The following is a 9,751-nucleotide window of genomic DNA, read 5'->3' as shown; positions in this document are numbered from 1 at the left end:
CGTGCCGAGGAACCTGCCCGTGTCGGAGTCGCCGAGGCCGTCGTCCCGTCGCGTGCTGTCCGTCGCCTCTGAGTGCGCGCCGCTCGTCAAGACCGGCGGGCTGGCCGACGTCGTGGGCGCCCTGCCGGCCGCCCTGGCGGCCGGCGGCTGGGAGTCGCGGGTCCTGCTGCCTGCCTACCCGGGCCTGCTGCAGCGGGTGGGGGCCACGACCTCGGCGTTCGTCGACGACGATCTATTCGGCGGTCCCGCCGAGGTCCGCCGCGCCCGGCACGCGGGCCTCGACCTGCTCCTGCTGGACGCACCGCACCTCTTCGACCGGACCGGTGGGCCGTACGAGGTCGACGGGCGGGAGCATCCGGACAACGCGGCGCGGTTCGCGGCGCTGTCGTGGGTGGGCCGCAGCATCGCGCTCACGGGCACGGACGACGGGTGGCGGCCGGACGTCGTGCATGCGCACGACTGGCAGGCGGGGCTGACCCCGTCGTACCTCCACTACGCGGGGTCGGCCGTCCCCACCGTCCAGACGATCCACAACGTCGCGTTCCAGGGACTGGTCGGCGCGGACCAGCTGGACCGGCTGCGGCTGCCCGTGTGGGACTTCCACCCGGAGGCGCTCGAATACTACGGGCGGGTGAGTGCGCTCAAGGCGGGCCTCGTCCACGCGCACGCCGTCACGACCGTGAGCCCCACGTATGCGCAGGAGCTGACCGGGGAGGAGTTCGGATTCGGCCTCGAGGGCGTCATCACCGCCCGCCGCGACCGCGGTGAGCTGCACGGGATCCTCAACGGCATCGACGAGAACGTGTGGGATCCGGCCGCCGATCCGCACGTGCGCCCGTATGCGGCGGACGGATCGCTGCCGGTCGCGACCGCGAGCGACGTCGCCACCGGGAAGGCCCGCAACCGCCGCGTCTTGCTGCGGGAGTTCGGTCTGGACAAGCCGGCGGGGCCGCTGGCGGTCGTCGTGACGCGGTTGACCCATCAGAAGGGGATCGACCTGCTGCTCGAGGCGCTGCCCGGGTTCCTGCGGGCCGGGGGCGCCGTCGCCGTGCTGGGGTCCGGCGATCCGGCCTGCGAGCGCGGTCTCCTCGATCTGGAAGCGCGCTTCCCGCGGGCGGCGGGGGTGCGGATCGGCTACGACGAGCCGCTGAGCCACCGGCTGTACGCCGGCGGCGATCTGGTCCTGGTGCCGTCCCGGTTCGAGCCGTGCGGGCTCACCCAGATGTACGGCCTGCGCTACGGTGCGGTCCCGGTCGTGACGGCGACGGGCGGGCTGCGGGACACCGTCGTGGACGCGGGTGCGCAGACGCTCGCGGACGGGACGGCGACCGGGTTCCACCTGGACGGCACGACGGGGCCGGGGCTGGCCTCGGCTCTGGAGCGGGCGACGCAGCTGTACGCGGACCCGGTGGAATGGGCCCGGCTGCGCGAGCGCGGCATGCGCTCCCCCGTGGGCTGGTCGACGTCCGCGGCCCGGTACGCGGACCTCTTCGAGTCGCTGGTCTGATGGACGTGCGCAGGGGCCGACCGTGGCCGCTGGGGGTGACCCTGGAGGCGGACGGCGCGAACGTCGCCGTCTGGGCGCCGGAGGCGACCGCGGTCGAGCTCTGCGTGTTCGACGGGGACACCGAGGAGCGCATCCCGCTCCCCTTCCGCGACGGAGGTGTCTGGCACGCGCACGTCTCCGGGATCCAGGCGGGCGACTGGTACGGCTTCCGCGCCCACGGTCCGCACCGGCCCGCGGACGGACTGCGCTTCAACCCGCACAAGCTGCTGCTGGACCCGTACGCCCGCGCCCTCGAGGCACCGCTCGTCTGGGATCCCCTCCTGGACGACCGGACCCCGGCGGAAGGCTGGGAACCGGACGACGCGCAGACCGGCGACTCGCACCTGGGCGACGGGGTCCCCGGACTCCTCGACGAACGCGACAGCGCACCGGTGGTGCCCAAGTGCCTCGTCGTCGACCACGGCCGGGCCACCTCCCCCGATCCTTTCGCCAACCGCCCCGGCCACGACCTCGGCGAACTCGTCATCTACGAGGCGCACCTCAAGGGGCTGACGGCGACGCACCCGGACGTGCCGCAGGAGCTGCGCGGGACGTACGCGGGCGCGGCGCACCCGGCGATCCTCGAGCATCTGACCGGGCTGGGCGTGAACGCGGTCGAGTTCCTGCCGCTGCAGGCGTTCCTCGACGACCGGTTCCTGGTGGAGCGCGGGCTCACGAACTACTGGGGGTACCAGCCGGTCGCGTGGCTGGCGCCCGAGCCTCGGTACGCCCGCGCAGACGCGGATGCGGAGCTGCGGGCGCTGGTGCACGCGCTGCACGCGGCCGGGATCAGCGTGATCGTCGACGTCGTCTTCAACCACACTGGTGAAGGGGACGCGACGGGTCCCACGCTGGCGCACCGGGGCCTGCACGCGCGCGGCTACCACCGGCTGCGCGCGGACGGCGGGTGCGTCGACGACACGGGCACGGGGAACACGGTGGCGGCCGATGAGCCGATGGTGCTGCGGCTGATCCTCGACAGCCTGCGGCACTGGGTGCGACGGTACGGGATCGATGGATTCCGGTTCGACCTCGCGACAACGCTGGGGCGCACGCGGGACGGGTTCCGCGCGGACGCCGCGTTCTTCCAGGCGCTCGCGCAGGACCCGGTACTGGCGGGCACGCACCTCATCGCCGAGCCGTGGGACCTGGGCCCGGACGGCTACCGCCTGGGCGGGTTCCCGGCCGGCTGGTCGGAGTGGAACGACCGGTTCCGCGACGGCGTGCGGCGGGTGTGGCGCGGTGCGACCCCCGGCGAGGCGGATCTGGGCTCCCTGCTGCTGGGCACCGCATCGCACTTCGATCACGGCGACCGGGCGGCGACCGCGTCGGTCAACTTCGTGACCGCGCACGACGGTTTCACACTGGCCGACGTCGTCTCCTACTCACGCAAGCACAACGAGGCGAACGGGGAGGACGGCCGCGACGGGCACGAGGAGAACCTCTCCGACAACCTGGGCGTCGAGGGGCCCACGGACGATCCGGCGATCCGGGCGGCGCGGGGCGGGCGGGTGCGGGCGATGCTCGCGTCGCTGCTCGTGTCGCAGGGGGTGCCGATGCTGCTGGCCGGCGACGAGATCGGCAACAGCCAGGACGGCAACAACAACGCGTACGCGCAGGACGGGCCGATCGGCTGGCTCGACTGGTCCGCTCCCGACCGCAGTCTGCAGGAGGTCGTGCGCCTGCTCATCGACGTGCGGCGTCGGCATCCAGTGCTGCGGCAGCGCAGCTTCCTGCACGGCCGCACCCGCTCGGACGGCCTGCGCGACATCGTGTGGCTGCGCCCCGACGGCACCGAGCCCGCGGAGTCCGACTGGCACGACCCCACCGGCGCCTGCATCGTCGCCGTGATCCGCGGGGCGGCGGACGATCCCGAGGCCCGGGAGACGGACGACTGCGTCCTCCTCATCCTCAACACGGGCGAGGAGGCGCGGGACGTACAGCTGCCGGACCCGGGTGCCGGGTACCGCTGGGACCTCGAGATCGAAACCGCCGAGGCCGGGGACGCCGAGGCCGAGGCAGCACCCGCCGACAGCGTTCCGCCCTCCAGCCCCTACGTCGCAGCAGCCCAGTCGGTCGTCGTGTTCGCAGCGGTGCCTGCGGACGACCAAACGCCGACGGACGGACCCGCAGGAAAGGACACCCCGTGACCGACCCCGCCGCAGCTCCCGCCGCCTCTCCTTCCGCAGAGTCGTCCCCGTGGTGGCGCAGCGCCGTCATCTACCAGGTCTACCCCCGGTCGTTCGCGGATGCGGACGGGGACGGGGTCGGCGACCTCCCGGGGATCACCGCGCGCCTCGACCACCTGCGCGACCTGGGGGTCGACGCGGTGTGGGTCTCCCCGTTCTACCCGTCCCCGCAGGCGGATGCCGGCTACGACGTCGCGGACTACTGCGACGTCGACCCGCTGTTCGGCACGCTCGCAGATGCGGAACGCCTCATCGACGCAGCACACCAACGGGGGCTCAAGGTCATCATCGACGTCGTCCCCAACCACACGAGCGACCGGCACCCGTGGTTCCAGCGCGCGCTCGCGGCGGCACCGGGCGACGAGGTCCGCGACTGGTACCACTTCCGCTCGCCGGACCCGGACGATCCGGAGGCCCCGCCCAACGACTGGCCCTCGGAGTTCGGCGGCTCCGCATGGTCGAAGACGCCCGACGGCCAGTGGTACCTGCACCTCTTCGACTCCTCGCAGCCGGATCTCAACTGGGAGCATCCCCCGGTGCGGGAGGCGTTCCGCGACATCCTGCGCTTCTGGCTGGACCGCGGGGTGGACGGCTTCCGCATCGACGTGGCGCACGGGCTCGTGAAGGCGCCCGGCCTGCCCGATTCTGGGCTCACCCGCGAGGAACTGGCGACAAGTGCCCTGCCCACGCACACCGCGCCGTACTTCGACCAGGACGGGGTCCACGAGATCTACCGCGACTGGCGCGGGATCCTCGAGGGATACCCGGGCGAGCGCCTCATGGTCGCCGAGGCCTGGATCCGCCCCTACGACCGCATCGCCCGCTACGTGCGGCCCGATGAGCACCACCAGGCGTTCAACTTCGGATTCCTGGGCACCGCGTGGGATGCGCAGGAGTTGCGCGAACACATCACCCGGTCCTACGCGGCGAACGATCCGGTCGGCGCACCTACGACGTGGGTGCTGTCGAACCACGATGTCGTCCGGCATGCGACGCGCTTCGGCTGGCCTGCGGAGTCGCTGGTCACGCAACTGGACGGGACGATGCCGGAACCGGTCCGCGAGACGGGGCTGCGCCGCGCACGCGCCGCGACGACGCTCATGCTCGCGCTGCCGGGCAGCGCCTACCTGTTCCAGGGTGAGGAGCTGGGCCTGTTCGAGGTCCTCGATCTGGACCCGTCCGTCCGGCAGGACCCCACCTTCCACCGCACGGACGGCGATCGGCTGGGCCGCGACGGCTGCCGCGTCCCCCTGCCGTGGGAGGCGGAAGAGCCGGCGTTCGGCTTCAGCCCCACGGGCGAGGCGTGGCTGCCGCAGCCGGACGGGTTCCAGGAGCTGGCGGTCGACCAACAGGCTGGCGTCGCAGGTTCGACGCTCGAGCTCTACCGCGCTCTGCTGGCGGTCCGCCGCGAGCGCGGCCTGGGCACCGGCGAGATGCGCTTCGTCGACGAACCCGTCGTTGAGGCGACCGTGGACTCGCAGTCCGTCGTCGCCTTCGACGTGACGACGCCGGCAGGCACGACCCGTGTGCTCCTGAACCTGGGCCCAGCACTCCCCCTGCCGGAGGACGCGACCGTCCTCGTCGCCAGCGGCCCGCTGCAGGACGGCACGCTGCCCACCGACACCGCTGTGTGGCTCGCGGTCTGAACCGATCCGCCCGGCAGCGGGATCACACCCGTCATTCCGCGCGGGCACGACCCCTCGGGTCCTGGTGCATACCCGGTCAGGCGTGCGTCAGTGCGGTCCCGGCACCGTCACCCGGACGGCCTCGATCCTGCCGTCGTGGGAGTCGGCCGTGACGGAGGGCGTGTAGCTGTCGGCTGTGGAGATGAAGAGGGTCCGTCCGTCCTCGCCGCCCAGGACGCAGTCGATCGCGCAGCGTCCGCCCACGTCGATGCGATCGGTGATCTCGCCGCCCTCCAGCACCCGGAGGAACTCCCCGGTGTCGATCGAAGAGATCCAGATGCCGCCCTCCAGATCGACGCAGCTGCCGTCCGGCGTCGTGCCCTCGGGGAGAGCCGCCCATGTGCGTCGATTGCCCAGGTCCCCGTCGTCGAGGATGTCGAACGCGGTGAGGACGTGTCCCCACGTCTCGCCCAGCACCAGGGTCCGCGTGCCGGGGAGGACGTTCGCGCTGTTGGGGAACACGAATCCGTCTGCCGCCAGGCGCGCACTCCCGTCGGTCTCCACGACGTAGAGCGGTCCCGGCTTCGGGTCCTCGCCGCCGTAGATGTCGTATCCGAACGCCCCCACGTAGACGCGGCCCGATTGCTCGTCGACCATGAGGTCGTTGAGGAGCGAGTCGCTGATTCCGCTCAGGTCAGCGAAGACCTCCGTCGTGCCGTCGGGGAGGATCGTGCGCAGCGTGCGCTCGTCCATGGCGGTGACGATGAGGCGTCCGTCGGGCAGCCAGCCCAAGCCGGACGCCTGGCAGTCCAGCGTCGTCAGTCGGGTCGGCTCCGAGTCGCGCGCCGGGTCGAGGACGAAGACCTCGCCGGTGTGCATGTCGGAGAACCAGAGTCTCCCGTCATGCCATCGGTTGCCCTCGGGGAAGCGCATCCCGCTCACGACGTCGTTCAGTTCCCACTCCACCACGGTGCCCACTCCTTCGTCGGTTCGTGCGTTCGCGGCTGGGACGGGCCCCGCCCACGCGCTCCCCATTCTGCCGTCCGCGCGGCAACTCGCCACACCCCTGTGCGCTGGCGCAGATAGTATGCGCACATGCAGACACCTCGTGCACGGGCCTCGTCCGGGGGCACGGCCGACCCGGCCGCGGCCTCGGGAACCGTCCCCGGCCCCGCGGCCGGCGCGGGCCTGCGGATCGCACCGGACGACCTGCTGGCGCTGCTGGCCGTCGCCCGGCTGGGCAAGTACACGGCGGCGGCCGCGAGCATGGGCGTCAACCACACGACGGTGTCGCGCCGCATCGCGGCGCTGGAGAAGGCCGTGGGCGACCGCGTGCTGGCAGCCTCGCCGGACGGGTGGGAGCTGACCGCCCGCGGTCGCCACCTGCTGCCCGCCGCCGAGGCCGTCGAGGCCGCCCTGGCCTCGGCCTCCCAGCCGGATCCGGCCACCGCGAAGTCCACCGGCGCCGTCATCGGCACCGTGCGGGTGGCGACGACGCCGGGGTTCGCGAACTGGGTCGCGCTGCCGGCGATCGCGGAGCTCCAGCGGCAGCACCCCGGCCTGCAGGTCGAGATCACGACCGTGACCCAACCCGCGCGCCGGTACCGCTCCGGCGTCGACATCGAGGTCGTCGTGGGCCGGCCGGACGCGCCGCAGTCGCTCACGCACTTCCTGCGGCCGTACTCCCTGGGCCTCTTCGCGACGGAGGAGTACCTCGAGGCGCACGGGACGCCGCAGACGCCCGCTGACATGGCCGATCACCGGCTCATCTACTACCCTGAGCACTCCGTGGGGGTCGCCGAGCTCGCCCACGCGACGCAGGGCCTGCCCGAACCCGCCGGCTTCCTGCGGTCCAACTCCGTCCGCCTGCACGTCCATGCGACCGTCCTGGGGATGGGGGTGGGCCTCCTGCCCACGTACATGGGTGACACGTGGACGCACGGCTTCGGGCCGGCCGTCGAGGCTCCCCGCTCCGACGCCGAGGCCGCCCCCACCTCCGCACCCCGGCTCGTGCGGGTGCTGCCGGACTTCGAGCGCCGCATGGAGTACTGGGCCGCCGTGCGGCCCGAGGCGCTGCGCAGCAACGCCGTCGAGCACGTGTTCCACGCCCTGCGCCGCAGCGCCCGGGCGTTCTGAGGCGCGCGGCTCAGGCAGCCACAGCGGCCTCCTCGAGTGCGGTCGCCAGGTACCGCGCCGACGCACTGTCCGCTGATGCCGCAACCTCAGCCGGGGTCCCCGCAGCGACGACCTGCCCGCCGTCGTCCCCTGCGCCGGGGCCCAGGTCGATGACGTGGTCGGCCTGGGCGATCACCCGCATGTCGAGCTCGACCATGACGACGGTGTTCCCGGCGTCCACGAGGGACTGGAGATGTGTGACGAGTCGGTCCGCGTCAGCGCTGTGCAGGCCGGAGGTCGGCTCGTCGAGCACGTAGAGGGTGTCGCCGCGCTGGGCCCGCTGGAGCTCGCTGGCGAGCTTGACCCGCTGAGCCTCACCGCCGGACAGCTCCGTGGCCGGTTGCCCCAGGCGCAGGTAGCCCAGCCCCACGTCGACAAGAGCCGTGAGGGAGCGCACGATGTCGAACTCGCCCTCGAAGAACTCCCGCGCCTCCTCGACGCTCAGGGCGAGGATCTGAGCGATGTTCAGCCCGCGCCAGGTGATCTCGAGCGTGCTCGACTGGTAGCGGGTGCCGTGGCAGTCCGGGCACTCGGCGTAGACGGACGGGAGGAAGAGCAGCTCGACCATCACCGAGCCCTCGCCCTCGCAGGTCGGACACCGCCCGCCCGCGACGTTGAAGGAGAAGCGGCCGGGCTTGTATCCGCGCGCCTGCGACTCCGGGGTCTGGGCGAAACGGCGGCGCACGTGGTCGAACAGGCCGGTGTAGGTCGCGACGTTCGAGCGGGGCGTGCGGCCGATCGGCTTCTGATCGATGTTCACGACGCGCCGGATACCCGTGAGGTCGCCGTCCACAGACCCCTCCAGCTCGTCGGGTTCGTCGGCGAGCAGCAGAGCATCGTCGTCGGGTGCGGGTTCGTCCGCGGGGACGGGACGCCCCAGGTGCTCACTGACAAGGGTGGGCAGCACCTGGCTCACCAGGCTGGACTTGCCCGATCCCGACACTCCGGTGACAGCGGTGAGGACGTGCAGGGGGATCTCGACGGAGACGTTCCGCAGATTGTTGCGGGTGACGCCCTCCAGCCGCAGCAGCCCCTGCGGCGTCCGCGGCACATGGGGCGGAAGCCCGCTGGCGCCCACCAGGTACCCGCGGGTGACGGATTCCTCGACATCGGCCAGCCCGTCGGTCGGTCCGCTGTAGAGGACCCGACCGCCGCGCTCACCCGCGCCGGGTCCGATGTCGACGAGCCAGTCCGCGTGGCGCATCACGTCGAGGGAGTGCTCGACGACGAAGAGGCTGTTCCCTCGTCCCCTCAGCCCGTCGAGGATGCCCAGCAGCGCGTGCACATCCTGCGGGTGGAGCCCGGCTGAGGGCTCGTCGAGGACGTAGACGACGCCGAACAGTTCGGACGTCAGCTGGGTCGCCAGCCGCAGACGCTGCAGCTCTCCGCCCGAGAGCGTCGGGGTCGTCCGGTCCAGCGAGAGATACCCCAGTCCCAGATCGATGATCGGACGGATGCGGTCGAAGAGCCCGGCTCCCAGACGGGAGGTCGCCGCCAGCTTCTCGACGGACCGGTCGTCCGCCTCTGCGACAGCCGTCTCGAGCAGTGACGTCAGGTCATCCAGGGGGAGCTGGGAGAACTGTGCGATGTCCAGCCCCTCGAACGTCACGGACAGCGCTTCTGGCTTGAGTCGCTTGCCGTGGCACGCGGGGCAGGGTGCCGCGGTGAGGAACTCCGCGACCTTCCTCTTCATCGACGCACTCTTCGTGTTCGCGAAGGTGTCGAGCACGTAGCGACGGGCGCCCGTGTAGGTGCCGGAATAGGTCGGTTCCACTCCTGCCGCGATCGCAGCGCGCGCCTCGTCGAGGGAGAGCCGGGAGTGCACCGGCACGAACGGGGTCTCGTCCGTGTACAGGATCCAGTCCCTCTGCTCCTGGGGCAGATCCTGCCACGGCACGTCGACGTCGTAGCCCAGGGCGACCAGCACGTCTCGCAGCTGGTGACCGTGCCAGGCCGTCGGATGGGCGGCGATCGCGCGCTCGCGGATCGTGAGCGCGGGGTCGGGGACCATCCTCTCCTCGGGCACGTCGTAGACGCGACCGATCCCGTGGCATTCCGGGCAGGCGCCCTCGACCGTGTTCGTCGAGAAGTCCTCGGCGTAGAGCATCGGCTGCCCGTCCGGGTACTCCCCCGCCCGGGAGTACAGCATGCGCACCAGGCTGGAGAGCGTCGTGATGCTGCCGACCGTCGACCGGGCGCTGCGACCGCCCCGCTGC

The 9,751-nt window shown here is 72.1% G+C and carries 6 protein-coding genes; 4 read left to right on the top strand and 2 right to left on the bottom strand.

Annotated features, from left to right (window positions below; all coding sequences use genetic code 11):
• Positions 1 to 19 precede the first annotated feature (19 nt).
• The 3 genes from glgA to HGBR_RS12515 are packed head-to-tail and all read left to right on the top strand — an operon-like array spanning position 20 to position 5,381.
• Entirely contained in the window at positions 20 to 1,507 is a 1,488-nt protein-coding gene (gene glgA, locus HGBR_RS12525; RefSeq protein WP_019159690.1) for a glycogen synthase GlgA, read from the top strand.
• Entirely contained in the window at positions 1,507 to 3,696 is a 2,190-nt protein-coding gene (gene glgX / locus HGBR_RS12520) for a glycogen debranching protein GlgX (protein ID WP_051013424.1), read from the top strand. The genes glgA and glgX overlap by 1 nt, the downstream gene beginning before the upstream one ends.
• A complete protein-coding gene (locus HGBR_RS12515) occupies positions 3,693 to 5,381 on the top strand; it encodes a glycoside hydrolase family 13 protein (RefSeq protein WP_019159688.1) in 1,689 nt (562 codons plus the stop codon). Before glgX ends, HGBR_RS12515 begins: the two co-directional genes overlap by 4 nt.
• Positions 5,382 to 5,468: 87 nt before the next feature.
• On the opposite strand, the gene HGBR_RS12510 is transcribed toward HGBR_RS12515, so the two are convergent.
• Positions 5,469 to 6,326 carry an SMP-30/gluconolactonase/LRE family protein gene (locus HGBR_RS12510; protein WP_040365097.1) on the bottom strand — a complete coding sequence of 286 codons (858 nt, stop codon included), beginning with the start codon at positions 6,324 to 6,326 and terminating at the stop codon, positions 5,469 to 5,471.
• 129 nt (positions 6,327 to 6,455) lie between these two features.
• Between HGBR_RS12510 and HGBR_RS12505 the strand changes: the two genes are divergently transcribed.
• The gene (locus HGBR_RS12505; protein WP_019159686.1) at positions 6,456 to 7,496 is read left to right on the top strand and encodes a LysR family transcriptional regulator; all 1,041 of its coding nucleotides are present in this window, start codon (positions 6,456 to 6,458) and stop codon (positions 7,494 to 7,496) included.
• Positions 7,497 to 7,506: 10 nt separating this feature from the next.
• Here HGBR_RS12505 and HGBR_RS17875 read toward each other — a convergent pair.
• Positions 7,507 to 9,751: excinuclease ABC subunit UvrA (locus HGBR_RS17875; protein WP_019159685.1), on the bottom strand; the 2,245-nt coding region annotated here is incomplete at its 5' end.

The organism is Brevibacterium senegalense, assembly GCF_000285835.1.
GTDB lineage: Bacteria > Actinomycetota > Actinomycetes > Actinomycetales > Brevibacteriaceae > Brevibacterium > Brevibacterium senegalense.
Note: the sequence above shows the minus strand (reverse complement) of the source record. Positions and strands in the feature narration are given on the sequence as shown.